At 47.4% G+C, this 26,248-nt stretch carries 29 protein-coding genes; 16 read left to right on the plus strand and 13 right to left on the minus strand.

All coding sequences use genetic code 11. The annotated features are described in order from the left end of the window. Window positions 1-243 precede the first annotated feature (243 nt). Window positions 244-657, minus strand: coding sequence for a reverse transcriptase domain-containing protein (locus HXW94_RS19545; protein ID WP_281357837.1), 414 nt, complete (start codon window positions 655-657; stop codon window positions 244-246). An 83-nt stretch (window positions 658-740) separates the two neighbouring features. Between HXW94_RS19545 and HXW94_RS12315 the strand changes: the two genes are divergently transcribed. Further along, window positions 741-1,016, plus strand: a complete 276-nt coding sequence (locus HXW94_RS12315; protein WP_178367202.1) for a type II toxin-antitoxin system RelE/ParE family toxin — start codon at window positions 741-743, stop codon at window positions 1,014-1,016. 12 nt (window positions 1,017-1,028) lie between these two features. Beyond that, window positions 1,029-1,328: a HigA family addiction module antitoxin gene (locus HXW94_RS12320; RefSeq protein WP_178367203.1), complete on the plus strand. Its 300-nt coding sequence runs from the start codon at window positions 1,029-1,031 to the stop codon at window positions 1,326-1,328. A 129-nt stretch (window positions 1,329-1,457) separates the two neighbouring features. Here HXW94_RS12320 and HXW94_RS12325 read toward each other — a convergent pair whose 3' ends face one another. Further along, complete coding sequence (locus HXW94_RS12325; RefSeq protein WP_343054603.1) at window positions 1,458-2,099, minus strand: group II intron maturase-specific domain-containing protein; 642 nt, start codon at window positions 2,097-2,099, stop codon at window positions 1,458-1,460. 642 nt (window positions 2,100-2,741) lie between these two features. On the opposite strand from HXW94_RS12325, the gene HXW94_RS12330 reads away from it, so the two are divergent. The 9 genes from HXW94_RS12330 (at window position 2,742) to HXW94_RS12370 (ending at window position 10,012) form a co-directional block, all read left to right on the plus strand. Further along, window positions 2,742-3,194 carry a hypothetical protein gene (locus HXW94_RS12330; protein WP_178367204.1) on the plus strand — a complete coding sequence of 151 codons (453 nt, stop codon included), beginning with the start codon at window positions 2,742-2,744 and terminating at the stop codon, window positions 3,192-3,194. Between the two features lie 83 nt (window positions 3,195-3,277). Further along, window positions 3,278-4,009, plus strand: a complete 732-nt coding sequence (locus tag HXW94_RS12335) for a hypothetical protein (RefSeq protein WP_178367205.1) — start codon at window positions 3,278-3,280, stop codon at window positions 4,007-4,009. 416 nt (window positions 4,010-4,425) lie between these two features. Further along, the gene (locus tag HXW94_RS12340) at window positions 4,426-4,680 is read left to right on the plus strand and encodes a hypothetical protein (RefSeq protein WP_178367206.1); all 255 of its coding nucleotides are present in this window, start codon (window positions 4,426-4,428) and stop codon (window positions 4,678-4,680) included. Window positions 4,681-4,714: 34 nt separating this feature from the next. Further along, window positions 4,715-5,236, plus strand: coding sequence for a hypothetical protein (locus HXW94_RS12345; protein ID WP_178367207.1), 522 nt, complete (start codon window positions 4,715-4,717; stop codon window positions 5,234-5,236). Between the two features lie 38 nt (window positions 5,237-5,274). Continuing rightward, a complete protein-coding gene (locus tag HXW94_RS12350; RefSeq protein ID WP_178367208.1) occupies window positions 5,275-5,556 on the plus strand; it encodes a hypothetical protein in 282 nt (93 codons plus the stop codon). 205 nt (window positions 5,557-5,761) lie between these two features. Continuing rightward, window positions 5,762-6,577 (plus strand): hypothetical protein, encoded by an 816-nt coding sequence (locus tag HXW94_RS12355; protein WP_178367209.1) that lies wholly within the window; start codon window positions 5,762-5,764, stop codon window positions 6,575-6,577. 58 nt (window positions 6,578-6,635) lie between these two features. Next, window positions 6,636-7,679 carry a hypothetical protein gene (locus HXW94_RS12360; protein WP_178367210.1) on the plus strand — a complete coding sequence of 348 codons (1,044 nt, stop codon included), beginning with the start codon at window positions 6,636-6,638 and terminating at the stop codon, window positions 7,677-7,679. Then, on the plus strand, window positions 7,676-9,145 hold the full coding sequence (locus HXW94_RS12365; protein ID WP_178367211.1) for a 30S ribosomal protein S1: 1,470 nt from the start codon (window positions 7,676-7,678) through the stop codon (window positions 9,143-9,145). The genes HXW94_RS12360 and HXW94_RS12365 overlap by 4 nt, the downstream gene beginning before the upstream one ends. 21 nt (window positions 9,146-9,166) lie before the next feature. Continuing rightward, complete coding sequence (locus HXW94_RS12370; protein WP_246293949.1) at window positions 9,167-10,012, plus strand: HAD family hydrolase; 846 nt, start codon at window positions 9,167-9,169, stop codon at window positions 10,010-10,012. On the opposite strand, the gene HXW94_RS12375 is transcribed toward HXW94_RS12370, so the two are convergent. From HXW94_RS12375 to HXW94_RS12395, 5 genes are read right to left on the minus strand one after another with little or no spacing between them, the layout of a single operon-like run. Beyond that, on the minus strand, window positions 10,004-11,011 hold the full coding sequence (locus HXW94_RS12375; protein ID WP_178367212.1) for a response regulator: 1,008 nt from the start codon (window positions 11,009-11,011) through the stop codon (window positions 10,004-10,006). The two genes, HXW94_RS12370 and HXW94_RS12375, sit on opposite strands and share 9 nt — an antisense overlap. Window positions 11,012-11,068: 57 nt before the next feature. Beyond that, window positions 11,069-11,788 (minus strand): pyridoxine 5'-phosphate synthase, encoded by a 720-nt coding sequence (locus HXW94_RS12380; RefSeq protein WP_178367213.1) that lies wholly within the window; start codon window positions 11,786-11,788, stop codon window positions 11,069-11,071. Between the two features lie 21 nt (window positions 11,789-11,809). Further along, a complete protein-coding gene (ybeY, locus tag HXW94_RS12385) occupies window positions 11,810-12,214 on the minus strand; it encodes an rRNA maturation RNase YbeY (protein WP_178367214.1) in 405 nt (134 codons plus the stop codon). Next, window positions 12,168-14,564: an HD family phosphohydrolase gene (locus HXW94_RS12390; protein WP_178367215.1), complete on the minus strand. Its 2,397-nt coding sequence runs from the start codon at window positions 14,562-14,564 to the stop codon at window positions 12,168-12,170. The genes ybeY and HXW94_RS12390 overlap by 47 nt, the downstream gene beginning before the upstream one ends. Then, the gene (locus HXW94_RS12395; RefSeq protein WP_178367216.1) at window positions 14,548-15,489 is read right to left on the minus strand and encodes a PhoH family protein; all 942 of its coding nucleotides are present in this window, start codon (window positions 15,487-15,489) and stop codon (window positions 14,548-14,550) included. Before HXW94_RS12395 ends, HXW94_RS12390 begins: the two co-directional genes overlap by 17 nt. A gap of 130 nt (window positions 15,490-15,619) precedes the next feature. On the opposite strand from HXW94_RS12395, the gene HXW94_RS12400 reads away from it, so the two are divergent. Further along, entirely contained in the window at window positions 15,620-16,141 is a 522-nt protein-coding gene (locus HXW94_RS12400) for a CvpA family protein (protein WP_178367217.1), read from the plus strand. Next, entirely contained in the window at window positions 16,129-16,923 is a 795-nt protein-coding gene (mazG, locus tag HXW94_RS12405; RefSeq protein ID WP_178367218.1) for a nucleoside triphosphate pyrophosphohydrolase, read from the plus strand. The genes HXW94_RS12400 and mazG overlap by 13 nt, the downstream gene beginning before the upstream one ends. Window positions 16,924-16,990: 67 nt before the next feature. Here mazG and HXW94_RS12410 read toward each other — a convergent pair whose 3' ends face one another. The 4 genes from HXW94_RS12410 to HXW94_RS12425 form a co-directional block, all read right to left on the minus strand. After that, window positions 16,991-17,446, minus strand: a complete 456-nt coding sequence (locus HXW94_RS12410) for a hypothetical protein (RefSeq protein WP_178367219.1) — start codon at window positions 17,444-17,446, stop codon at window positions 16,991-16,993. Between the two features lie 183 nt (window positions 17,447-17,629). Continuing rightward, entirely contained in the window at window positions 17,630-17,932 is a 303-nt protein-coding gene (gene flgM, locus HXW94_RS12415) for a flagellar biosynthesis anti-sigma factor FlgM (RefSeq protein ID WP_178367220.1), read from the minus strand. A 1-nt stretch (window position 17,933) separates the two neighbouring features. Continuing rightward, complete coding sequence (locus HXW94_RS12420; protein ID WP_178367221.1) at window positions 17,934-18,371, minus strand: DVU0524 family FlgM-associated protein; 438 nt, start codon at window positions 18,369-18,371, stop codon at window positions 17,934-17,936. Between the two features lie 61 nt (window positions 18,372-18,432). Then, window positions 18,433-19,719 carry a class II fructose-bisphosphate aldolase gene (locus tag HXW94_RS12425; protein ID WP_178367222.1) on the minus strand — a complete coding sequence of 429 codons (1,287 nt, stop codon included), beginning with the start codon at window positions 19,717-19,719 and terminating at the stop codon, window positions 18,433-18,435. Window positions 19,720-19,983: 264 nt separating this feature from the next. On the opposite strand from HXW94_RS12425, the gene HXW94_RS12430 reads away from it, so the two are divergent. Genes HXW94_RS12430 through HXW94_RS12440 form a run of 3 tightly spaced genes read left to right on the plus strand, consistent with a single transcriptional unit; the run spans window position 19,984 to window position 23,836 of the window. Next, a complete protein-coding gene (locus tag HXW94_RS12430) occupies window positions 19,984-22,053 on the plus strand; it encodes a (Fe-S)-binding protein (RefSeq protein WP_178367223.1) in 2,070 nt (689 codons plus the stop codon). A gap of 26 nt (window positions 22,054-22,079) precedes the next feature. Beyond that, window positions 22,080-22,865, plus strand: a complete 786-nt coding sequence (locus tag HXW94_RS12435) for an electron transfer flavoprotein subunit beta/FixA family protein (protein ID WP_178367224.1) — start codon at window positions 22,080-22,082, stop codon at window positions 22,863-22,865. A gap of 2 nt (window positions 22,866-22,867) precedes the next feature. Beyond that, on the plus strand, window positions 22,868-23,836 hold the full coding sequence (locus HXW94_RS12440; protein ID WP_178367225.1) for an electron transfer flavoprotein subunit alpha/FixB family protein: 969 nt from the start codon (window positions 22,868-22,870) through the stop codon (window positions 23,834-23,836). 142 nt (window positions 23,837-23,978) lie between these two features. On the opposite strand, the gene HXW94_RS12445 is transcribed toward HXW94_RS12440, so the two are convergent. After that, window positions 23,979-25,208 carry an ATP-binding protein gene (locus tag HXW94_RS12445; protein ID WP_178367226.1) on the minus strand — a complete coding sequence of 410 codons (1,230 nt, stop codon included), beginning with the start codon at window positions 25,206-25,208 and terminating at the stop codon, window positions 23,979-23,981. 54 nt (window positions 25,209-25,262) lie between these two features. Next, window positions 25,263-26,129, minus strand: a complete 867-nt coding sequence (gene thyA / locus HXW94_RS12450; RefSeq protein WP_178367227.1) for a thymidylate synthase — start codon at window positions 26,127-26,129, stop codon at window positions 25,263-25,265. Window positions 26,130-26,248 lie beyond the last annotated feature (119 nt).

The raw sequence follows: 26,248 nt of genomic DNA on the forward strand, positions 1-26,248 counted from the left end.
CTTACAAAGATAAGGAATAGAGGCTGCGGGTTTCAGCCACTTAAGGTGTTTACATTTTAATAAAAAACTCTAATTGAATCGTAAATTAAATACTTTTGATTACTATTTAATTAGATTTTATAACCTGTTGACAGTTACATATGGAATGAAGCGTGGCAATGGGTGAAACGACGTCACCGGAATAAAAGCATCCAATGGCTGAAGAAGACGTATTGGTCAAAGGGCTCACAACCGGGACGGTTCTCAACGCTTGTCAAAGACAAAAACGGCAACGATAGAACATACGAACTCATCAAAGCTCACAGCATACATATCCAAAGGCACATCAAAATCAAAAGCGACGCAAATCCTTTTGACCCGGAACAACAACAATACTTCCGGGAAAGACGGGTGAAACCCAAGATGATCCCCTATCCATGGTCGACTGACAGCACTTTTATCTTTGTTTACTTTGAGCTTGAGTTTTACGGTCAAAAATCTTGTGATACTCTGCATAACCCTTTCGGCGGCTTTCGCACTTTTACAAAAAATCCTGGGATCATCGGCATATCTAACATATCTATGCCCTCGCTTTTCCAACTCTTTGTCCAACTCGTCAAGGACAATATTGGACAGCAAAGGTGAAAGCGGGCCTCCTTTTCTGGTCGGTCTTCGCAATTCGCCGCCCGCCCACTAAGCTCTGCGTTCTCTTCTTAAAAACATACGCTTGACATTTAACGTATTCCGTTATATTTTTGACTATGATAAAGAATTTTAAATGTAAGCATACACAAGCCCTGTATGAAGGGAACAGCCCAAAGCAATTCAGAACTTTTCAGGCGCAAGCAGAACGTAAACTTCAAATGCTTGATAACGCAGTCGAGTTGCTTGATTTACGGTCTCCACCCGGTAATCGATTTGAAAAATTGGGAGGCGATAGGCAGGGACAGTACAGCATAAGAATCAATAAGCAATGGCGTGTGTGCTTTTCGTGGTCTGATGAACCATACGATGTAGAAATAACAGACTACCATTAGGAGGAAGCGATTATGAACAATATGCGACCAATTCATCCTGGAGAAATAATTAAAGAAGAATATTTAGAACCATTAAATATGAGTGCTAATGCTTTGGCTATTGCTTTGCGTATACCAGCCCCTCGGATCAATGATGTGATAAGACAAAAGAGAGGGATCAGCATTGATACTGCCCTCAGACTCGCTCGATACTTCAACACTACCCCTCAATTTTGGATGAACCTGCAAGTCAGTTATGATCTTAAAATGGCCAAACAAAATGTGGCAAAAATCGAGAATGAAATTATCCCCCTGCAAGCGGTCACTGCTTAAAGGTGGCCGGGGTAACCATTCAAGAATATAAAGAGAATCGGGATAGGACTCCCCATCATCACTGAGGAGCCCTCCCACACCACCCGGCATACGGATCACGTACCAGGGCGGTTCGGTTGATTTAAGGCATCAGTTCCCGGGTAGATACAATCCTTTGTCGATGAAATATCTTTCAGGCATGGCAATGGCAACCCACTTGATTTTACTCATGTGCCAATACTTTTTGCGGGCATTGCCGCAAAGCATGGCATCATGGTGCGAAATACCAAGTTTTTTAAGGTTACGAACCCTGGTTTTGGGATTCTTCCATTGTTTCCAAACAAGGCTTCGCAGCCGCCGCAGTATCCAGACTTTGAGCCCTTTGAGGAAGTGTCTGGCTTCTGTAAGCCGAAAATAATTCCACCATCCCCGAAAATACTGGTTCAACTCCTGAATCACCTGCCACAGGCTTTTACCCCGCTTGCGGCAGGTCAATTCCCGAATTTTATCCTTAAACCGTTTAATGCTTTTGGCATGAATCCGGATTTTGGACTGTCCACACATTTGAAAATATGTGAATCCTAAGAATTTACCTATCCATGGTCGACTGACAGCACTTTTATCTTTGTTTACTTTGAGCTTGAGTTTCACGGTCAAAAATCTTGTGATACTCTGCATAACCCTTTCGGCGGCTTTCGCACTTTTACAAAAAATCCTGGGGTCATCGGTATATCTAACATATCTATGCCCTCGCTCCCGCTTTGCGGGACGCAAAAGGTTTCCGCTCCTCACGTTGCTCCAACCTTTTGCGCCGGTTAGCTTAGCGTTCTGCTTTCAAAAATTGCCACAGGTATACATTCATGATATACAGTAACCCGGCAACGTCGAAATTTTTTACCGAACCCTGGAAGCTTGAACAACAGTTTGCTTACAGAATCTGATGGTTATTTATCTATTATGCCGATGTCAAAAAGCGAAGAAAATACCAAATTGGTTGATACGAATGCTCCAGGAACGAATTGATGATGCCGCTTTTCTGAACCTGATCCGCAAATGAAGGAATAACCTTTATAAAGGCGTTGAATAGACGGTTGCGCGGCCATTACAATTATTATAATGTACCAGGTAACCTGTCGGCACTATGGCATTTTTATAGCTGGGCCGAAAAGTGTGCATTCAAATGGTTCAACCGCCGAGGAGGGAAGCGAAAAAGCTTCACCTGGAAAGTCTTTACCAAAACGGTGCCTCTTTTGGGGATTGCCAAGCCTAAGATGCTGGTAGTTAACAGACAACATCGAGTGTTTACATAAACAAATGTCTTACACGAAAGCGAGTACAACCGAGGAACCGGATGCGGGCAAACCGCACGTCCGGGACTGTGCGGGGGGCACCGGGTGACCGGTGTTCCTACCGCGAGAGATGGGATAGTCAATTATGCAGCCTCAACTCGTTGTTCTGCTTATCATTTGTATCGTATTAGCGGTTCAAGGCTATTATTTCGGTTTTATTCGTCCGCCCAAGGTGTTGGCATGGTTACAACGGGCGACTTTCATCCTGATGATTTTTTTAATGATACCCTTGGTGTCATTTACGCTATGGAAGCAAGCTGGAGCTATTGAGCGATTGGCAAGTATTGGCGTAAAACCCCATCCCGGCATTTTGCATCCAATTGGATTGGCCACGGGACCTTCAACTTGGGTTTACAAAAATAAATCAAAACCGGAAGACATAAAATCTTTTTATCATGCGGAAAACAGTTTCGAGGGATGGGAGATAATCAGCAGTTCTGACAACATGCTTATCGTTTCCAGTGGCAATAGAAAGATGGCAATTAGCATGAGTCGAGAAGCTGATTCGACTACTATTATTTACCATATGCTGCTATAAATTTATCATCTAACAAGGCTACTGCAGCCGACGCAAAAAGCCGCGCGGCTGAGTAGCAGCGTTGGACAATGGTAATAGGGACAATGGAAACAACACAAGATATATTACCCAACGGGGAGTCTAATCCCGTCTACTACGTAACCGAAGCCCGGAATGCGACGTTGAGGGAATTGTTGAGAATGAGCCCGCCAACCATTCGGGGCAAACTTGGCGCATTCCTTTTGAAGATATTGAGACTTGATAGTCCACATCAGTTTGGGATAGCGATCAATGATGCAATACGCTGTTCCACTGATGACATATCTGAATTGCATGAGATGTTCCACAGCACGATTAGAAACCTTGCTCATCTCGGTTTTTCCCCCATAGTAGCGCAGCGATTGCCGATCCTCGGCGAAGGTCGTTGCTGTTCTCTGGCATTTTTGGGCAACGATCCAACAGAGTATGCCATCATCGTATACGCAAAAGCCTGGGCCAATGGCCAAGAATATGATGAATCTGGATTATCATTCATTTCGCGGGATGAAACGACGATTTGGGTAACCTCAAGCCAGTTACAGAGGCTCAAAAGTCCGCGGAATTTTAATGTCCAATATTTTCCCGATAGCTCACCAGACTTCCTTCACACGACTCACTGCGAAAGGATAAAAGCAATTCCAAAGGAAATGTTGCGGGTGTTCGATACAGAAAACCTGTTGTTTGTACTTCGCGAAATCGAAGCGCTGATTAATGAATTCAACATAGCGCGTGGAGTGCTTCGCCCAATGACAATCGCTGAGATTGGAGCAGTTACCAAAGATGAAGATCGGTTTTGATGCAGTTTTTCGAAACGGCAAGAGGCAGTTAAATGATTCAATTCCATGGAACAATCCTCGAGATACCACCTTGGATGAGGCACTGAAGGTACTTCGACGGCTGACTGAATTGCCGCCAGCCAATTCATCGGAGGGCGTCGATGCAGGCGCTAGGGCCTGGTTGATGGTGAAGTACGGGAAAAAGAGGATGTGGATTTATATACCAGATAACCTGCCGATGGTTCAGATATGTTTTGAGGGTCCGAATGAACTGGATGGTGGAGGAGGTAATACCACATTGCAGATCGCCGAAAAAGCTTTGCGCCTCATAAACACGGGTGAGGATCCTGAGGATTCAGTGAGAGGCGCCTCACGAGATTGGGAGACCTATCGCGCTTATGAAGGTCTACCCGATAATTTCAGGATGATAACACAATATGAAGAACAAAGAGCTGATCGCCTCAAATATCGAAGAAGCCAAGTTAGAGTTGGATAGCCTCCTTTCTGATTTGGCATCAAATCCGGAATATTCGGAAGCAGAGTTCCAAATTGCGCTTGAACACGCATACCATCATTTAAACTATGCATGGCATATCCGCAATGTTGACGAAAAAAGGGCTGTAGCATGTTCGGATGAAGATTTTGTTAAATGGTCAAAATTCCCCTTAGGTGAGATCATTAAATATGAATAAGGCCTTTATCAAGGCAAATTCAATGGAGACTTGAATGCGCAAGGAGTATGGTAAAGCTCTCAGGCATTATTTCACAAAGAAGATGGAAGAGAGACGGCCGGAATTCAAAGCGGAAAAAGTAAAGTCAGTTTTTGTATGGCCCGGACAGAGAGCTTTCTGCCAGGTAATTTCAGACTCACTAAAGTGTTGGATCGTCTTGAGTCCCAGTCCCAAGGATTACGATGAGTTTACTGTTTTGATCGGGTGGTCGACCTTGGGGCGATATCCTGAACTGACGGTCATCCCTTCTCCTATACCGCTGTCACCTGACAGAGCAGAATTCAGTCAGGCGGAATACCTTGCCAGGCTCCCCCAACTTTGGACAGAAAAGGATGTATGGTGGGTAGTAAAAGCGTTTGAACCATCGCTTACAATCGAGCAAATGACGGCCAATTTGGCGCCAATATCTAAAATGGTGGCTGAGGAAAGGGTTATTCCTTGTGTGGAAGACGCAATAAAAAAAATACTCGATTTTGGCATCCCTTATTTATCCGAATTCGTCAAATCAAGGTTTTGACGTGAAAAACTGGTTTAAGGCAATAAAATATTTCTGATATGAAAACGATAAAGATAGACGAAGCCCATTTGCTTGCAAAAGAAATTGCGCGCAAAATCGTATCGCAGGAGCTTTCAGAACACATGGGTGCAATGAAAATATGGAAAGAAATTATTGATTGCATAGCGCCAAAATGCCCGGATTCCCTTTGGGCATTTAAGTCCAACGCCAGTGCAATTGAGGATATTATATGGAACGCTGAAAATGGCGGGGAAAGGCATGACGATTTAATTCGTGAATGTAAGCAAGAAATTATGCATGCCGCAAAAAAGCTGTTATGATATTTTCGGCCTTGATCATATATCAGGCCATACGAATTTCCGGTAGGTTGGGTTGAGGAACGAAACCCAACGCCGATAAGTTGTTGGGTTTCACTTCGTTCAACCCAACCTACGCTGTGGCCGATGTTATGACCAAGCCCATATTTTCTTTGTACCAGATAGACAATTTCAAGGATATCGATGCATATCGATAGAAGAGATACTTATGCCGACTACACCTAAAGAATCAAAAAAATTCATGATGTTATTAACCGAAAAGAAAACGCTGCCTTTTGGGGAAGCACTCTCAATATTCGCGGATAAACGGGGAAAATTTAATCGTGATAATGTCACCGTGGTTTTAAACGGGTTGAGCATCGAAAATAGCTTTAGTGTGCTTAATAAAAAAGGGGATGAAGTTTGGATCGACAATGCCATATTCGACTCTCCCGAAGACTACACGCTCAGATTTAATAGTATTGCAGGTTTTGAAACCAATGTTGCGAGCGGGTTCAGCGATTTGATCGATCCTGACAACGTCAATGAAATTGCCCCCAATTACGTCTGGGCAACCATGCAGCGTCGGGAGCAATTGCGTATCACGGGCGACCAGCAGGATGCTCCAGAGCTGGCTGAGCGTATCCGGGCCTTCACTCACCAGTTTGCGTTCCACCTGGTGACGGGACAGTATGAACGCATTGCCGGACTTTTTTCGCTCCGGGCCGCCAAAGGCCAGACCCTCGAAACCTTGTTGACACGGATCGCAAATCTGGAAAGGGAGTTTGGGCCATTTGATTACTTCGACCACATCGAAGTGATAAGCGTGTTCAATGGTGATGTCGCCAATGTTACTGCCTCAGCCCATATGAAGCTGCCCAAGGGCATTCACCGCAATGAACAAAGAGGATTATCCCGGTTCCAGATCATCAGTGTGCGCACGCCGAATGGTATGTTTATCCATGAGTATAAAGTCAGCTTGAGCATCATTGAGGAAGATGGTTTTTTTCGTATCTGCGATGCCAAGGCGTACTCGGGTTATTGATGACCGGTGTTCTAGAAAAGGCTGACGCTGCGACTCTTAAAAAAAAGGAAATATGGGCATGGTCAGGCAACAGAAAAAACTTCTAAATCCCCACGCAATGCGCTGTGAACCTTACAATGACGGGCATTGGTGTTTTGTTTACGATGCGGAGAATCTTGATTCAATCCGTGAACTTGGCGGGTATGAAGCAATGATCGGAGAAGTCGTCGGTGTGGATGCGGAATGCTGGCTTGAACGACTGACCGACCGTGGATTGGCTGTTGCATGGGAGCTTGGCGGAGACGATGCAGTGGTGGTGGATGTCCTCGTGGAAAAAGTCCTCAATTCGGGACAGAAGCAAAAGGTACAATGGCTCGAACCCCAGTATGCCTATCTTAACGTTCCATCTGGACGGCTGCGTATTGAGACGCTGAACAGTCTTGCGTTCAGTCCTGACGCACCCACCGATCCGGGTTGTGAAATCAAGATCCCGCCCGGTCAGTACGACATGATCCTGCACCGGGTCAATTGGCCCTTGATGGATGAGGACATGGAGGAGCGTCCCGAAGTGCCAACCGAGTTCCTTGTCCTGCGGACGATAAAGAAGAAAGGCCCCATCAGGAAAACAGCCCGCCTCACATACTCGGAAGCGCTCGGTGACGACGGGGCTTGGCTCAAGGCAAAGATTCAGTTCGGCGATGTATTGGAACTGCGGATGGGAACAGTATCGCGTACGACTTATCTCCACTGCAATCCAAAGGCATTTCTCGCAGAAGCCCGCGAGCAAATCCTTTCATCCGCTCGTCCAGGAAGGGCGGAACTGAAGAAAAAAATCGAGGCGGTCCAGGACGGCGACAATATCCCGGATGTATATACTGAATTAAGTGAGTTGCGCGCGCAATTGGATGCCTTGGTGCCGGAACCCAAAGAACTCGATGCTGTTCCGCTGCTTCTCAAATACGTTGAAATATCCATCAGCCCTGAAAGGCAAATATTGCTGATTAGATATTGTTTTGTTTCGACAAAATTTAATAATTGTATTATGATTCAAATTTTTGACGAAAACCCAATTAACAACGGACCCGTCAGATTTAAAAAACTGAGGGCCGGGAGAACAAAATGAACGACAGGTTTGAGGACGACAATATGCAGAACACTGACCAGGGCACCAGTGAGATAAGCTTTGAGCAGATGCTTGATGCCTATGATTCAAAAATCGGCCGGGAATTTAAACCCGGGGATATGGTGGAAGGACAGATCATTGCCATTGGAGAAAATTCAATTTACCTGGACACGGGAACAAAGTCTGATGGTGTGGTGGATAAGTCCGAGCTGCTGGATGAAAATGGTGAATTTCAGTATTCCGTGGGTGATATCCTTAAACTCTATGTGGTTTCCTTGAGCGAAAGTGAAGTGATTCTGTCCAAGGCCGTTTCCGGGGCCGGGATGGCTGCCATGATTGAGGATGCCTATCACGGGCGAACCCCTGTTGAAGGCCGGGTGACCGGCGTTATTAAAGGTGGTTTTTCCGTGGAGGTCCTGGGCAAAAGAGCGTTTTGCCCGGTGAGCCAGATTGATGTCAAATATGTGGAAACCCCTGAGGATTACGAGGGGCAGACCCACCATTTCCTGATTACCCGGTATGAGGAAAAGGGCAGGAATATTGTTGTCTCCCGCAGGGAACTTCTCAACGAACAGATCAGGGAAGCACGTACCGCGTTTATGAAAGAGCTGGCCGAAGGGGATACGGTTCAAGGTAAGGTAACCAAATTGATGTCCTATGGCGCGTTTATTGAACTTGCGCCCGGCGTGGAAGGCATGGCCCATATTTCCGAATTGAGCTGGTCCCGGGTGGAAAAGCCTGAAGAGGTGGTACGGGTGGATGATATTCTGCCTGTCAAGGTGTTAAAAATTGAAAAACCCCTGTCCGATTCCCCCAAAATTTCCCTGTCCGTTAAACAGACCTCGGGCAACCCCTGGGATAACATCGGCACCACGTTCAGTACCGGAGACCAGGTCAGCGGTAAAGTGGTGCGCCTGACCTCTTTCGGGGCTTTTGTGGAGATCGCCCCGGGTATTGACGGTCTGGTCCATATATCTGAAATGAGCCATGTAAAAAGGGTGCTGCGCCCCGAGGACGAAGTCAGTGTCGGTGAGACCATTCAGGTGATGATCAAGGCCATTGACATGGACAGTAAGCGGATCTCACTGAGTATGAAAGATGCGGCCGGCGATCCCTGGACCGGAGTTTCGGCCAAATATCCTGTGGGCAGTGTCGTGGACGGGACCCTGGAGAAAAAGGAAGGCTTTGGACTGTTTATCCGTCTGGAACCCGGTATTACAGGTCTGATGCCCATGTCAAACCTGCGGCAGTCTGCAAATGCAGGGAAAATTGAGTCCCTGAAACCCGGGGATGGCCTGCAGGTCCTGGTTCAGGAGGTGGATGAGGATAACCGGCGTATGACCCTGACGCCCCCGGATCAGAAATCCTCGGGCAATTGGAAGCAGTTTGCAAAAAGTACCAAGGGTGGCTCTTCTTTTGGGTCCATGGAAAGCATTTTGCGGGCAGCGCTGGAGAAAAAGAAATAGGGGGCCTGTGCATTATTAAACATGTCAACAATGTTTATCACCGATTTTGACGGCACCCTGCTTACGGATCACCGGCGTATCCGTGGCCGGGATCTGGAGACCCTGGCCGGGTTGCGGTCTGCCGGTGTCACCACGGTCATTGCCACAGGGCGCAGCCTTTATTCCTTCAGGCGCGCCCTTACGCATATGGGGCTTGGCCCGGAAGATCTGCCCCTGGATTATCTGATTTTTTCCACCGGTGCCGGTATCATGGCCTGGCCCGGGGATCATTTGATCCGTTCCTGTTCCATTCCTAAAGACGGGGTCTTGGCAATTGCAGCATGTTTTGATCGTCTTGGCTTTGATTACATGATCCACAAGGCCATCCCCGATACCTCATCTTTTTTGTTTAAATTTACTTCCGGCCGCAATTCGGATTTTGAGCGGCGAATAGCAATGTATCCGGATTTTGGTCGTCCCCTTGAAACGGCCGGTACGATTTATGACCAGTCCACCGGCGTCCTGGCCGTTGTGCCCGGCAGATTTCCCCGTGAGCAGCTAAATGCGCTGCGCCGTGAACTGTTCGGCTTCAGCGTAATTCAGGCCACCTCCCCCCTGGACCATAAATCTTCGTGGATTGAGGTGTTTCCGCTTGGGGTAAGCAAGAGTGCATCATCCCAATGGCTGGCCCGGCACCTGGGGGTCGGCCGGGGAATGGTGACTGCCGTGGGGAATGATTATAATGACGAAGACCTTCTGGACTGGGCAGGGCAGGGGTTTTTGATGGAGAACAGCCCGGCGGTCATGAAAAATAAATTTTTATCTTTAGGCTCTAATAATGAATGCGGGGTGAGCCTGGTCGCAATGTCGGCAGGGCTTCTAAGCTGAACTTTCGTCCGGGTCATTTTCTATCTCTTCCAAATCGAGGTCCGGGTAAAGTTTTTTGCAGCAATCCGGGCAGATGCCGTGGGAAAACAGCAAGTGATCAAAGGCTTTTTCGATACTGTGCCACATATTGTCCTCATCTCTGATTTTTTTACAGTTGGCGCAGATGGCAATGGCATTTTCGGGCATGTCCTGGGAACATTTGATGAATTGTTCGTATTGGCGTTGCAGTTCAATGCGGCGGGATATGTCCCTGGCCATGACAATGGCACCGGTGTAAGTCTGCTCCTTACTCTGATTGAGGGGGCTGCAGGTTAGTTCCACATGTATGGGGTGTCCGTTTGCATGCACCAGTTGAATTTCATACCGGCTGGTTTCGCCTTTTTTTCGAATCCGGGTCTGTTCAAGTATTGTCAAAAAGCTGTCCGGGGTCGAGATTTGTTCAAGGTTCATGGATATCAGTTTGTCTGCCGCATAGCCCATCATTTTGCAGAATGCCGGATTGACAAAGGTGATGTTCTCCTGGGCATCTACCGTGAATACCCCTTCTGCAATTTGTTCGGTAATGGTCCTGTACTGTCGTTCGCTTTTTTCCAATTGTTTTCTGTATACCTGGTTTTCGTGAGCCAGTCGCCGGTTTTCAAAGACCTTGTTTACCAGATGAATAATGATGTCCAGGTCAATGATGGGTTTGGAAATATAGTCCTTGGCACCCATCTTCAGGGCCTGGATGACATCCTGTTTTTCACCGGCACCTGAAATGACAATCATGGGCAGATCGGGCTCAAATTTATGGATGGTACGCATGACCTCAAGGCCATCCATGATCGGCATTCGCAGATCCGTGATGATCACGTCCACGTTTTCCCGGAAAAACAGATCCAGCCCCGCATGCCCGTTCTTTGCCGTAAAAACCCGGTATCCTTGATCCTCGAATAGAATGCCCAGACTCTCTCTGATGGCACTCTCATCGTCTATAATTAGAAGCGTTTCCTGTTTCATGAGTAATAGATCCTGTTAAAAAGAATACCTATATCAGATTCCTGGAATAAATGTAAGTTAAAGACGTTGAATTAATTGCGCCATGTCCCTGACGGCTGTGTCCATGCCTGTTATGACAGCCTTTGAGATAATGGCATGTCCAATGCTGTATTCAGTAATCTCGGGCAGTCCCTTAAACGCCTTGATTGAATGGTAGCAGATTCCGTGTCCGGCATGAACGCCCAGGTTCAGGCGGACACCGATTTTGGCCGCATCCACAATCCGTGTATATTCCCGTTCCCGGTCATACGCCGTTGTGGCATCGCAGAATGCGCCGGTATGTATTTCAATGGCGTCGGCATCAATTCTGTGGGCCATTTTGATCTGATCCAGGTCGGGGTCGATGAAAATACAAACCTTTATTCCGGCATTTTTCAAGGTGAGAACGGCCTGGCGGATGTGTTCCATGTGGACAATCACATCAAGTCCGCCTTCGGTGGTAATTTCCTCTCTTTTTTCAGGTACCAGGGTGACGGTTTCAGGTTTGATGTCCAGGGCAATGCCCAGCATTTCACTGGTGGCTGCCATTTCAAGTATTAATCTGGTTTTTATTGTCTGGGAAATCAGCCGGACATCGCGTTCCTGGATGTGGCGGCGGTCTTCCCGCAGATGTACCACAATGGCATCTGCCCCGGCGGTTTCAGCGGCCAGGGCGGCGTGAACCGGTTCCGGGTATTTGGCGCCTCTTGCCTGGCGCAGGGTTGCTACATGGTCTACATTTACTGCTAATTCAGCCATTTTTATATCCTTTCGCTCTATTTAGAATGCGGTCAGATCAATATTTTTTTCTATGCGCCTGAGAAGTGCCAGGCTTTTTTCTTCCATTTCCCGGGCCTGATTCTCCCCCAATTCATGGTCAAACCCAATCAGATGAAGAATACCGTGTATCAATAATTGAGACATCCGTTCATTCGTGGAAATTCCTGCGGCCATGGCCTCGGCCCGTGCTGTATCAAGGGAGATCACCACATCCCCGAGAAGTCCCGGGGTAATATCTGAAAATTCTCCTTCCTGCATGGGAAATGAGAGCACATTGGTCGGCTTGTCTTTGCCCCGGTATGTCCGGTTCAGATCCCTGACTTGGGCATCATCCGTGATCACAATGGAGATTTCGTGGTTATCGCAGCCCAAGGCGTTTAAGATCTGTTCGATCTTTTTGTACAAGGGCGCTGTTGGCAGCCTCTCCTTTTGGCGGTTGTCTATCAGTATCTTTCGGTTTTCCATTTTTTTTGTCCAGCTTCTTATCCTGGGGCTTATCTGTGTATTCAATGCGGTTGTGATAAATAGAGGTTAAAATCGTATTAAAACTTTTGGCGATCTGATGTAGATCTTTCAGGGTCATTTCGCACTCTTCGAGCTGGCCGTCGGCAAATATGTCATTGATCAACTCTTTTACACGGCCCTTGATTCTGGATGGGGTAGGGCGCTCAAGGGCCCGGGTTGCCGCTTCTGCGACATCCGCGAGCATGACAATACCCGCCTCCCTTGTCTGGGGCTTGGGACCCGGGTATCTGAAATCATCTTCATTAATCTTTTCATTTCCGGCTTTCCGGCTTTTGTTATAAAAATATTTTATCAGGGATGTGCCGTGGTGCTGGCTGATGCCTTCCACAATTTCATTGCCCAGTTTGTATTTTTTGGCCATTTCCACGCCTTTTTTAACATGGCCGATCAGAATCAATGCGGACATGGACGGGGAGAGTTTATCATGGCGGTTCCGCCCGTCAGACTGATTTTCAATAAAATACATGGTTTTGTCCAGTTTGCCGATGTCGTGGTAATATGCCATGACCTTGGCCTTGAGACTGTCTGCATGGATGGCGGATGCGGCTGCTTCCGCAAGGGTTGCCACGATGACACTGTGGTTGTAGGTGCCCGGGGCCTCGATCATTAATTTTTTAATCAGGGGCTGGTCCAGATTTGAAAATTCCAGCAGTTTTGCCGCTGTGGTGTAATTGAACAGGACTTCGATCAACGGTGTGAATCCCACTGTAAGAATGGCCGCAAATACACCGCCGCCCACGGCCATGGTCACCTGTTTAAGCAAGATTCCCCAGGGGAGTACCTGGGAGGGCATGAAAAACCCCAGGGCAATGGCAAGGCATGCATTGAACAACGCCAGCTTGAATCCGGCAACAATGAAATGGTGACGTTCATTGCGTTCTTTGATCCAATAAGCTGCTGTGATACTGGACAGAAAAAAGAATAAAAAGACCTGGAACTCGCAGCCAAAGGATATGGTACATAAACTGCAGAGTACCAAAGAAAAATAGAGGGCAATGTCAAACCCCAAAAAAATGCAGGTGATCATGGCTGCCCCCGGCACAGGTACCACCATATATATGGCGCTTGAAGCTATTTTGCCGGCTATTTCCGGATTTGAGGTCTGGGCAATGTATACGGCAAGTTCGGTAAATCCGATATAAAGCAAAAGGCCCAGGGTCAGAAAGGTCATGTGTTTGTTCATGTCCCGGCCAAGCTTTGGATGATCTTTGAGGTAAAGGAAATACACCACAATCAGCAACAGGGTGGTGAACATGCAGATGCCGATAATGGTCATAATAACATCTTTGTCTTCAACCTGTTCGCTTAAGGCATTAAGTTTGACTAACTTGAGTTCATCAACCCGTTCTCCTTCCCGAATGATCATTTCGCCGGCCTTGATCTGGTAAAGGGTGGGTTTAATGCGTGCCTGGGCTTCCCGGATACGTTTTTCCGTTTCGTTTTTATTCAGCGTGATATTGGGCCGCAAAAGCCGCTGGCAGATATCCACAATCAGGTTGGTCAGACTGTAGTTGACGCTTTTCAGGATGGGTTGCCCGACAACCCTTACCATGGTCTTGGCCTGGTCTGGTCCGTAAAACACCTTGAGGTTGGTAATAACCCGTTCTTTATTGGACTGAATTGTTCTCAGGGTAATGCCTTTTTCTTCTTCAGCCAGAAGGATTTCTTTGTTGCTTACGACCCCGTTGGTCAGAATGGTGTTGATAATGGCAGTCAGGTGTCCTGTAATCTTTTCCGAAAATTCTTCATTGAACAGGATCTGGAATGCCCCTTTGGAAATTTCTATGCCCAGCTTTTTTTCAAATTCGGGTTTGAATGTCAGGGCCATGGAAAAAGAGGGCGCTGAAGATTCAGGTGAGGCAAGGCCCTGGGCATTGTCCCGGGGCTGAAACATCTGTCGTCCAAAATGCATGGCCGATGTAATGTCGGCGGTTATATTTTTTAACAGATCGGCATCAAAATCATATACAGCTCTGATTGATGTCTTGGCATAATCCATTTTGGCCAGGTTGGTGGCTTTGTCTTCTATAAAAAAATCTTTGGGCGCTTTGATGTCTCTGCCTGCCACATCGCCTGTTTTATATACATATGATTCAGTGCTGTGGTCAAAGGTCTGGGCCAGGGCAAACAGGCCCACCACCAGGAGAAACAGTACCAGCGGCAGATAAGGGGTGGATGAGAGGACTTGCCCGGCCTGCTTAACCCACCCCTGCTTATTTGCTTTTTTCATAAGCATTTATAATGTCGGACACCAGCCGGTGCCTGACAACATCTTCCTTTGAGAATTCTATAAATGAGATCCCCTTTATCCGGGCAAGCAGCTTTCTGGCTTCGACCAGCCCTGATTTTTTTCCGCCGGGCAGGTCTGTCTGGGTAATATCCCCTGTAATAATGGCTTTTGAACCATATCCAATCCGGGTCAAAAACATTTTCATCTGCTGGGAGGTGGTGTTCTGGGCCTCGTCCAGGATGATAAATGCATTGTTCAGGGTTCTGCCCCTCATAAATGCAATGGGTGCAATCTCAATCGTTTCCTGCTCAATATAGGCCCTGGCTTTCTCAAAATCAAGCATATCATAAAGGGCATCATACAGAGGCCGCAAATATGGATTTATTTTTTCAGCCAGGTCGCCGGGAAGAAACCCCAATGCCTCGCCTGCTTCCACAGCAGGACGGGTGAGAATGATTTTTTCGACCTCTCCTTTTGTGAAGGCGGCAACGGCCATGGCCATGGCAAGGTAGGTTTTGCCGGTACCGGCCGGACCAATGCCGAAAAGGATGTCATTGGATTTTATGGCTTCGGTGTATGCCAGCTGGGTCGGGGTTCGGGGGGTGATGGGTTTGTTCTTGGCCGTTACCATGATTGTCGTGGTAAAAATTTTTTTCAAGGGGGGGGTCCCGCCCTGTTGAACCGCATTGACGGCTGCATCCAGAATGGCCGGTGTCAGCCGTATTTTTTCTTCCATGAGGTCATAAAGCTGGCTGATCAGATCAATGGCTTTGTCTGTTTTTTTTTCTGAACCCGCGACTGAAATTGCCCCCCCCCTTGAGTTTATTTTAACATCAAAGGCCCGGGCAATTTTTTCCAGGTTGGCATTGTGTGTCCCAAAGAGTTTCTGGGCAAGGGTCATGTTCTGAAATTCAAGATTTTTCATAGGCTATAGGGTGCATTTTATTGATTTAAAGGTCAATAAAAATCTTGACTGGCAGCGTAGCCTATTGTTATCTGTTTACATTTAAATTTGCTCCCCGACCTATAAGGATGGGGGGCTTTTTGGAGAAGTGATGAACTTTTTTGACCTTTGCGTATTGATCATTGTGGGTTTTTGCCTTGTTCGGGGGGGCTTTAAAGGCCTGATCCGGGAAATTTCCGGTATCGTGGGGGTTGTGGCCGGTTTTTATGGGGCCAATACCTATTATCCGCATTTGATTCCTTATATTGATTCATGGATCTCATCCCCCCAGCTTCAAAAGCTTGTCTGTTTTTTTCTATTGTTCTGTCTGATTCTTATTGCTGTGGGAATTGTGGCCACCCTGATTCACAAATTGCTGAACATTGTATTTTTAGGCTGGGTGAACAGCGCATTCGGTGTCATTTTCGGGGCTGCCAAAGGCGTACTTATCGCAACGGTCCTTTTTATAACGATCACAAGTTTTGTACCCAACGGCAATCATCATATTGCAGCATCCCGCACGGCACCCTACCTTGCCCAGGTTGCGGATGCCCTGACCCTGTTCATTTCTCAGAATATTAAAATGGATTTCAGTAAACAATTGGAAGGATTAAAAAAAACGTGGAAACAATAATTCCCCTGCTTGAGATCATCCAAAGACTTAGGGGACCGAACGGATGTGCCTGGGACCGGAAACAAACCCCGACCACCATGTGGAAGTGTCTGGCCGAAGAGTTATATGAACTGGAAGACGCCATTGTTAAAGATGATGAGGATAATATTGTAGAAGAGCTTGGCGACGTTCTCTTCCAGGTCCTTTTTATTATGGAAATTTATGCCGATGCCGGCAGATTCTCCTTTGACCGGGTGATTAAGACGGTGGCTGAAAAAATGATTCGTCGTCACCCCCATGTTTACGGTAACAGCCGGATTTCATCGGAAGATGAGTTAAATAAACAATGGGATGCGATTAAGGCGGGGGAAAAGCGCGATGCCGGCACATCTCAGAGACGCTCTGCCCTTGATAATGTACCCGATGGGATGCCGGGCCTGCTAAGGGCTTTGAAAGTGTCTAAATCTGCAGTTAAAGCCGGCTTTGAATGGGAAAATCTGGGTCAGGTGCTGGATACGGCCGTTTCGGAAATACATGAATTTGAGGCTGCGCTCTCCATGGACGAGGATGATGCCATGCTTGAATTTGGTGATATCCTTTTTTCCCTTGTGAATGTCGCAAGATTTGCAGGATTTCATCCGGAAACAGCACTCTATAGGTCCACGTCAAAATTTGAGGAACGATTCAGAATGATGGAAGCCGACATTGCCAAACAAGGCCTTGATTTAAAGCAGATGCCCCCCGAAGAAAAAGAGAAACATTGGCAGACAGCCAAACAGGCATGTACACAAAAAAAGCCCTGACACGCATAAGCGTAACACTAGAGCATTCTTGTCTCTTGTCTCTTGTCTCAAGTTTCCAGTCTCTTGCCTACAGGTAGTCACCCCGCTGGAATTTCAGATATTCGGTTTTCGCCGTAACCGCTGTACTCCTGGCAATATCTATGAGACTTTGGTCATCTTCACCAAGTGACAACGTTTCTTCCAATAAAGATGCGGCGTCTGCATTCAGTTCTTCAAGCATGGGCTCAATCTCCTTTAAAGTGATATTGCCATCATCAAGTTTGTATGCATAGCTTTCCAGACTGGTCAGCAGTTTGTCGGTTTTATCCGTAACAATGGACGATACGGTTTGAATGTCAAAATCCATTGCAGGAATTTCACCCAATTCAGTGGCCTGTATGCCTTGTTCAGATTCCTGTGTTTTTTCCAGCACGGAATTGAGCAATGATTCAAATCCCTGGGCCGGGCCACTGCTCTTGGATTTTTTAGTTGACTGACTGTCTAATATTTGGCTGATGCTTTGGATGTTGTTAATATTGGTCATATTCTCCTCCTTTTTTTAATTAAGGAAGAATAAAGCAACAAGTGTGCCCAATGTTCGCGAACTTTTAATGGCTGACGGGTTTTTTTATTTTTAAAATCAAAATGTTATCTTAATAAACATAAAAAATCCCCCCGACCTGAATAGATCAATACATCAGGTCGGGGGGAAAAAAATGCCGGTTGGTCAAGTCACTTGGTCCATAATTGAACCGATCATTTTTTCCGCTATTTGCTCGGCATTCACGGTGTACTGATCGGACTGAACCTGTTGTTTGAGGTTTTCAACTTTCCGGGCTCTGCCCTCGGGGGCTTCGGCAGACGCGGCAGAAATTTTCTGAAGATCCCTGGTGGTGGCGGATAGATTAATGCTGTCAGAAAGGGGTTCTTCTGTTTTTTGGGCCTGATTCGCCGACGTCTTGGCGGTGGTGCCGGCATTATTAGCAGCGTAACTTTGATTGATATACTGCTGTGTGGAATTAATTTTCATTTTAAACACCCTCCTGGGATTCCATATTGGAGTCAGCCACCTGGCGGGCCAGTTCCGTCATCCGTTCTACGATAAATTTGGAATCTTCAACGGATAAATTCTGGACAACCTTGTTATTGTTTTCATCAACCGAGGTATACGTGAATTGATTTTTCCCTTTGGTGAAATCAATCTTTTTTCCCAGCTCTTTTTGAATTTGATCGGTGATCCGGGTCGTATCTTTTTCTTCATTGGGGCCTTCGTTGATAATTTTATCAACAATGTTGCTTGCAACCTTATCTATAATAGCTTGTCGCTTGCCTTCCGATGAGATGCTGACACTGTCCGCAGAAACCTTGTTGGCGTCGCTGAATTTATTCTTATCCAGCAGTTTACCCTGGCTGAATTGCCTTGAATAAACTTTCAACACATTTTGTATTTGGTATGAAGGTATCTGCATTTTAATTTTCTCCTTAACCCCACTATCGGCTTGATAAAATTAAAACTTTAGAAAAAAAACGTTAATCCTCAAAATTTCCCTGGGGGCCTTTATCTGCAGTAATCCGGGAGGCCTTCTCAATAATTTTTTCCCGGGTCCATTCCTCTTTTTGTTCAATTTTTTCGGCTTTGGGGCCGGGCATATGTGACTGGGTTTCAAAAATTTGTTGTTTTACCAGATCTGCTGTACCTGTCGCGTTGAACACGTCGGTGAGCAGCGTAAATACAAAATTTTCAACGTCTTTGATCATTCGTTCCCGAATCGGCGCATCCTGGGCTGTCAGGGTATTTTCAAAAGGCAGGTTCAGTTTTTTAAAGTTTCCTTTTTGCCACTCATTGGCTGCGGCAAACGCGCACATCTTTTCCCAGGTGCCCCGGGAGACCCCTTTGCCGCGCTCTTTGATAAAGCTGCCCGACTCATCCATGATGGCATTGCCATAGTCATTAACCTTCACTCCCCAGGAGATCATCTGAAGGGCCGTGGCAACATTGGCTTTTGTGGTTTTTGTTTTCATCGCAATCTGACGCAGCCGATCGGAACTGTTTCCCGATGTACCGTGCTGGGCGCCGGAAATGCCGTAAGGGGCCAGGGCCTCATGTATCTGTGCGGTCAAATCGACATTGATGCCTGCATCGCTTTGTTCAATACCGTGGGTGGTGCCGTTGTTCAGGGCGATCCAGTCGGGAAAAATGCTGTGGGCATTGAGTCCCTGGATAAGAAACAGCGCTTCTTCAGGCGTTGAAAGACCCAGTTTCCCTTTTATCTCACCCACTTCGGTTTCAAGGCCGGCCCACTCAGGTACATATGGATTTAATTCAATATTGGCCAAAAGATTCTGGTCATCCGGCATGTGGGATGCGTCAATGGCAATAGAGGTAATGCCGGCATCAAATATAGACCGGATTTCGGTTTTGGCCGGTTCAACATCTTCGGGTTTTTTAATGCCGAAATGGTCTGCATGTATGGCCACGGGAATCGTTATTCCCATTTCATTCATATAGGCATCGGTCTGCCTTGCGATGTTCCAGTAGTTGGTGGCGCAATAGGCCCCGGTGCCGCCCTCGGAGCGTGCAATTTCAATGATAACGGCAGCATTGGCCCGCTGGGCCGCGGCCAGGGTGCCTTTGATGACAAAGGCGTTTCTGCCGTTTGCCGCAATGGTCATGCAGCCGCCTTTGGCCAGCAGGGCGCGGTCAATATATTTCCCGCTGACAATCAATGCCTGTGAGTTGGGAAAACATTTTTTTACATTGGGGGGTCTGCCGTAATCAAGCAGTTTGCGATATTCGTTGGATTGTGAATGCGTCATGATAAAATTCTCCCGTATGTGATTAAGAATGACTAGGTATCATAAACTTTTTACATTAAAATAACCTAAAATCAAGTTCATTAAAAGAAATGAATGAATGTTTATGGTTTTCCAAGGCTAAAATGCATATATTTTAATATGTTGTAAGTATCAGATATGTTAACATAATAGCGCCTGTTTGGGAAAATATTACAAGGCTTGACATTTGCATGAATCTATTGTTAGTTTGCACGGTTTTATTATTTTTTAGGAGGTAAGCTAAGTATGTCTATGATCATTACTCCGGCAGACTATCTGTTGTTCGGTTTTTTTCCAACAGTGATTTTTTCATTTCTTCTGCCGGTCATCGGTGTCGGGTTATTTACCTATATCATTGCACGCAGAATCGCGCCTTTGGTCCGGGCCAATCCAGATTATCGTTTTGACAATATTCCGGAACGGATTAAAAATCTGATCGTTGTCTGGTTCGGACAGATCCGCCAGCCCAGATACATGCGGGCCGGTGTGCTGCACATCATTATATTTGCCGGCTTTTTAATCCTTTCCATCCGTTCCACCAGCCTTGTTATTATCGGTCTGGATGACGGCTTTATCTTTCCCGGGCTGGACGGCACTCTTGGCACTGTATATAATGTCATGAAAGATTATGCCGCCACCGCCGTTCTTGCGGCCTGCATCATCGCCGCCTACCGCCGGGGCATCATCAGGCCGGCCCGCTATGCCGTGCCTGAAAAATATGGCCATGACCATACGGCAGAAGCGGTGTTTGTTCTGGGCCTCATCGCCACCCTGATGATTTCAGAAAGCATGTTTGAAGCGTCTGCCGTCGCCTACAACTATCAGGCCCTTGGTGACGCCCATTTTCCGGCGGTTTTTTCCCTGGCCTGGTTTTTTTCAAAAATGCTCGGGTTTGCATCCTTCGCAACCCTCCAGGGCCTGCACATCATTATGTATTATGTGCATGATGTGACCTTTTTCTTTTTTCTGTGCTTTCTGCCTCTGGGCAAGCATTTCCACGTCATCACCTCTATTTTCAACGTCTTTTTCATGCGGGTGAAAAAAGGCAATATCAAGCCGGTTAAATACGGTGTTTCCGATGAGCAACTGGATGATCTGGAATCCTTTGGGGTTAAAAGACTTGAGGATTTTACCTGGAAGCACATGCTTGATTTCTACTCCTGTGCCGACTGCGGCCGCTGTTCCGATCAATGTCCGGCCAATACCGCAGGCCGTCCGTTGTCCCCGCGGTTCATCAGTATCAAGGCCCGGGATCTTATTTTTAAGAATTATCCGATCAAGTCCGGTGTGATTTATACATCCGACAAGCTGCTGGTGGAAGACATTTATACCGAGGATGAAATCTGGTCCTGTACCACCTGCGGGGCGTGTGAACAGGAATGCCCCCTGGGCATCGAATATATTGATAAGATGGTTGACCTGCGTCGCGGCATGGTGGATGAGGGCATGGTGCCCCAGTCGCTGCAAAAACCCCTTAAAGCCCTTGAAAAACGCGGCAATCCCTATGGCAAAATGGAAAAGAAACGTGCGGACTGGGCCAAGGAAAAAACCTTTGCCCAAACCCATACGGTCAAGGATCTGGGTAAAGACACTGCCGATACCCTCTATTTTGTAGACAGTATCACCTCCTATGACGACAATATGCAGGACATTGCCCGCCGGACAGCCATTATCCTTGAAAAGGCCGGCATGGACTTCGGCGTCCTGGGCAAAGGTGAAAAAGACAGCGGTAACGAGGTACTCCGGTTTGGTGAAGAGATGCTTTACCAGGAACTCAAGGCACAGAATACCGAAGCCATTCTTGAATCCGGTGTCAAACGGATTGTCACGGCCGATCCCCATGCCCTGAATGCGTTGAAAAACGACTACACGGGTCTGCCTCCTGTCAAACACATCAGTGAAATCGTGGCGGAAAAGATTAAATCCGGTGCCTTGACCATGACACCGTGCAAAAATCGGGATAACGTCTATGTGTACCATGATCCCTGTTATCTTGGCCGCCACAACACTATTTATGAATCCCCGAGACAGGCGCTGGATGCCATTGCCGGCCTGACCCGGGTGGAACTGGAGAAAAGCCGTGACCGCTCCTTCTGCTGCGGCGGCGGCGGCCTGATGCTCTTTTATGAGCCCGAAGAAGAGACCCGCATGGGCGTTATCAGGGTAAATATGGCTGCAGACGCCGGGGCCAATGTGATTGTTACGGCCTGTCCGTTCTGTCTGGTGAATATCCAGGATGCCATTAAGGTGGCCGGCAAAGAAGGCGAGATGGAAGCCCTTGATTTTACGCAACTCATTGAGGATCATCTAGCATAATAAAAAACAAGCTTAAGGAGAAAATAATGGAAATTTTGGTGTGCGTCAAACGCGTTCCGGATACTGCTGAGAACGAATTTGAACTTAATGCCGAAGGCAATGATCTGGATCGTGATGATCTGGTTTATTCCGTGAACGAGTGGGACAACTATGCCGTTGAAGAGGCCATCCGGATTGTGGATAACCTGGGCGGCAGCATAACCGTTGTAACGGTGGGTGATGACGAGGCTGAAGAAGTCCTCCGACGTGAAATGGCCATGGGCGCCAATAACGGCGTTCTGCTTTCCGATGACGCCTTTGAAGGGTCTGACGGTCGCGGTATTGCAACCCTCCTTAAAGCTGAAGTTGAAACAGGCAATTATGACCTGATTCTTACCGGCGCCCAGGCCGATGAAGGCGCAGGTCAGGTGGGCGGCATGCTGGCTGCCATGCTGGACTACCCTTATGCCTCTCTGGTGAATAAGATTGAGCCCGGGGAGGGAAAAATTAAAGTGGGCCGGGAAATCGAAGGCGGCAACCAGGAAATGAATGAAATTGAACTGCCCTGCGTGCTTTCCATTCAGACCGGTATCAACGAGCCCCGTTATGTCGGTATCCGCGGTATCCGTAAGGTGGCCGGTGTTGAGATTCCGGTAAAGGGTGCCGGTGATCTTGGTGTGGATGCCGGCAGCGTAGGCGAGGCCGGTGCAAAGACCAAACGCGTGGATTATTTTGTCCCCGATCCGGGCGATGGTGCTGAAATGCTTGACGGCGACACCGATGAAATTATTGAAAAATTGATTGAAAAGCTGAAAGCCAAAGGAGGTCTTTGATCATGACACGGATTTTTGCATATGTGCCATTTAAAAACGGGGTAACCGACGATGTGGCACTCGAATACCCGGATGCTGCAAAAAAGATTGATGCCGGTGCATCGCTTACGGCTGTCGTTACCGGCCATGGTGCTGATCTGGACAATGTGGCCGACGCACTGACCAAAACCTATTCCGAAGTCATTAAAATCGACAATGAGGCCCTGGCCTATCCCAACGCCGAGATCGTGAGAAAAGCCTTGACCCATGTCATTCCGGCCGATGCCATTGTGCTGGTGCCCCATGACACATTCGGTATGGACCTGGCCCCGGGCCTGTCCATCAAACTGGATTCCGCCTATGCGGCGGATGTTGTGGATTTTGAAGGCATGGACGGTGCGACCTTGAAACTTATCCGTCAGGAACTGGGCGGGGCTGTATCGACCCATGTGACCTGTGATGCGGCTTCAGGCGCCGTCATCACCATCCGTCCGGGCACATTTGCGCCGGCTGATGAAGAAGGTGCGTCCGGTACCGTGGTTGACAAATCCGGTGAGGCCGGTGACCTTTCCGCCAAAAGAACCTTCCTGGAAGTGGTTGAAGCGGAAGTCGGCGATGTTGATATCACCAAATCCGACGTTCTGGTTTCCATTGGCCGCGGTATCGAAGATGAAGACAACATTGAAATGGCCCAGGACCTGGCTGATGCCATGGGTGGGGTCGTGGCCTGCTCCCGTCCCATTGTTGATGCCAAATGGCTTGAAAAATCCCGCCAGGTAGGGACCTCCGGCCAGACCGTCAAACCCAAAATCTACATGGCCATGGGGATTTCCGGTTCCTTCCAGCACATGGGCGGCATCAAGGGCAATCCCTTTATCGTTGCCGTGAACAAAAACCCCAAAGCACCGATTTTCCAGGTTGCGGATGTGGGGATCGTGGAAGATATCCTTGATTTCATGCCTGAACTCCAGGAAGCCATTGAAGACCTTTGATGGCAATGGTGGGTTTGTAGGGGCAACCCCCTGTGGTTGCCCTGTTTGGAATTCGGCACGGACCAGGGTATCTTTATTTTCGTGGTCATGGAATTGGACGTTTTTATCAGGGCAGGCACAGGAGCCTGCCCCTACGGTTATTTCATAGACACCACCAGGGCACGGCCAGGACATCCTCCTTGATATACCGCAATGACGGTACCGCGCAAACGACCAGACATTTTTGTATGTTCTCTTTTGGAAAGCAATCTTTAAACGCCTGAAATCCCCTGATATCTTTACGGGCAGGATTGCTTTTTGATTTTATTTCAACCGGATAAAGTCTGCCGTCCAGTTCAAGGATTAGATCGACTTCAGCGCCGGAATGACTTCGGAAGTGGTAGAGATTGGGTTGAATGGGCCGTTTTTGAATGAGTTTTACGATTTCCATGACCACAAACGTTTCAAACAAAGCCCCTTGTAATGGATGGGATGCGATGACGTCCGGTGAAGAAATTTTCTGCAGATTACAAATCATGCCCGTATCAGTGAAATAGCCTTTATTTTTTCCACTGATCCGCTTAACCGGATTTCTGGAAAAGGCTGGAATAGAAAGCCACTGGAACGTCGATTCTGCTGTTTCTATCCAGGAACGCGCAGTATTCCTGGCAATCCCAAGCTCCCTGCCCAGTTGATTGTAGTTGATTTCCTGTGAGGTTAAAGCACCCAGCAGTCCGATAAATCTGCCAAAGGTTTGTAATGAACCGATATTTGCCACCTTCCGTACATCCCGTTCAATATAGGTCTGCATGTATGACTGCCAATATCCCGGGATAAGCGTGTCGGGCAATTCTGAAATTCTGGGATAGCCTCCCTTCCATATCGTATCAAATACCGGGCGGCCCGTACCGGTGTCGGAGAAATCTTGCTTTTCAGGCTCTGAAAGCCATTGTTCCAGAAAGCGGCCCCCGGGTTTTTCATTTACCTCACCATAGCTCATGGGCCAGAGGTTCAAAATAGCAACCCGGCCTGCAAGGGATTCAGAGATATCCCTGAGAACAGACAGGTTCTGGGAACCACTCAGGAGGTACATACCGTTCTTTTTTTCCTGATCTACGTTTCGTTTAATGGAATTAAGAAGCTCGGGTGCATACTGGACTTCATCAAAAAAAGCCGGGGGGGTGATATTTTGAAGGAAAAAATCAGGATCCTGCCGGGCATTACCAATATCCATGACCGGATCGAATACGGTTGAACTTATCTTTCCGGAAAAAAGATTTTCCACAAGGGTAGATTTCCCTACCTGTCGAGCTCCCAGGACTGCCACAACCGGGTAGTATTCAAACAGTTCCGACAACCTGTTTTCAATCAATCGATGTTTATATTTGATCATAATCTTGATATTTATCAGTGCAAATGACAAATATCAAGGTTTTGTTGTTCATTCCTAAACAGCAATTTCAAACCGAATAGCCGGGTGATGCTGATACCCGGTTAAACCTGTGTCCTTGTACTGCCAGTCAAAAATAGAGCTGAAAGAGGAGGTCTTTATACCAGGCAGTGAAAAGGGCTTTCTTTCAAGCTGTTGCGTCAGTCCCTGCACATGGTTTTCATAAATATGGGTGTCCCCGAGAAAGCCCACAAGCGTGCCTGGTTTAAAACCTGATTCCAGCGCCAGAAGCGTTAGCAGGAGTCCATAGCTTGCAATGTTAAACGGCAGCCCCAGGGCTGTATCCACGGATCTCTGGTTCCACAGCAGATTAAGCCGCCCATTGATGACGGTGACCTGAAAACCGTAGTGGCAGGGGGGCAGGGCCATCTGACCGATATCCACGGGGTTCCAGGCGGATACAATCATCCGGCGGTCATTGGGATTGGTTTTCAGGGTGTCTACCAGATTTTTAAGCTGATCCACCCCGGACGGCACCGCTGCCTTGTCCCAGGCCTGGTATCCACCGCCAAAATGTCGCCATTGCCACCCGTAAATGGGACCAAGCTCCCGTTCGTCCATCATTTTTTTCCTGGTCTCATCATCATGTCCGTAGGCAACCTTCGCCGGTGAGCACCATTCATCCCAGATGTGATTATTTTTGTCCCGCAGCCAGTTTTTATCGGTGATGCCTTTGATGAAAAATTCCAGTTCCTGGGCCACAAGGGTAAAGGGCACATATTTGGTGGTCAGCAATGGAAATCCTTCGGCCATGTCATGTTCAAACATGGCCCCGGCAATGGCAATGGTGTTCACGCCGGTGCGATTTTCTTTAACCTGGCCCTGGTCAAGTACTTTTCTGACAATTTTTGAATAGGCGTCCATGTTATATTTCCATTCTTACAGTTAAATGATGAGGAAAAATTCAGGCAATTGTAACAGACGAGTTTGAAAAATCCACCCATGATTTTATTAATTTAAACCATGAAGCGCATGAAGGACAT

It is taken from the genome of Desulfobacter latus (assembly GCF_013389365.1).
Classification (GTDB): Bacteria; Desulfobacterota; Desulfobacteria; order Desulfobacterales; family Desulfobacteraceae; genus Desulfobacter; species Desulfobacter latus.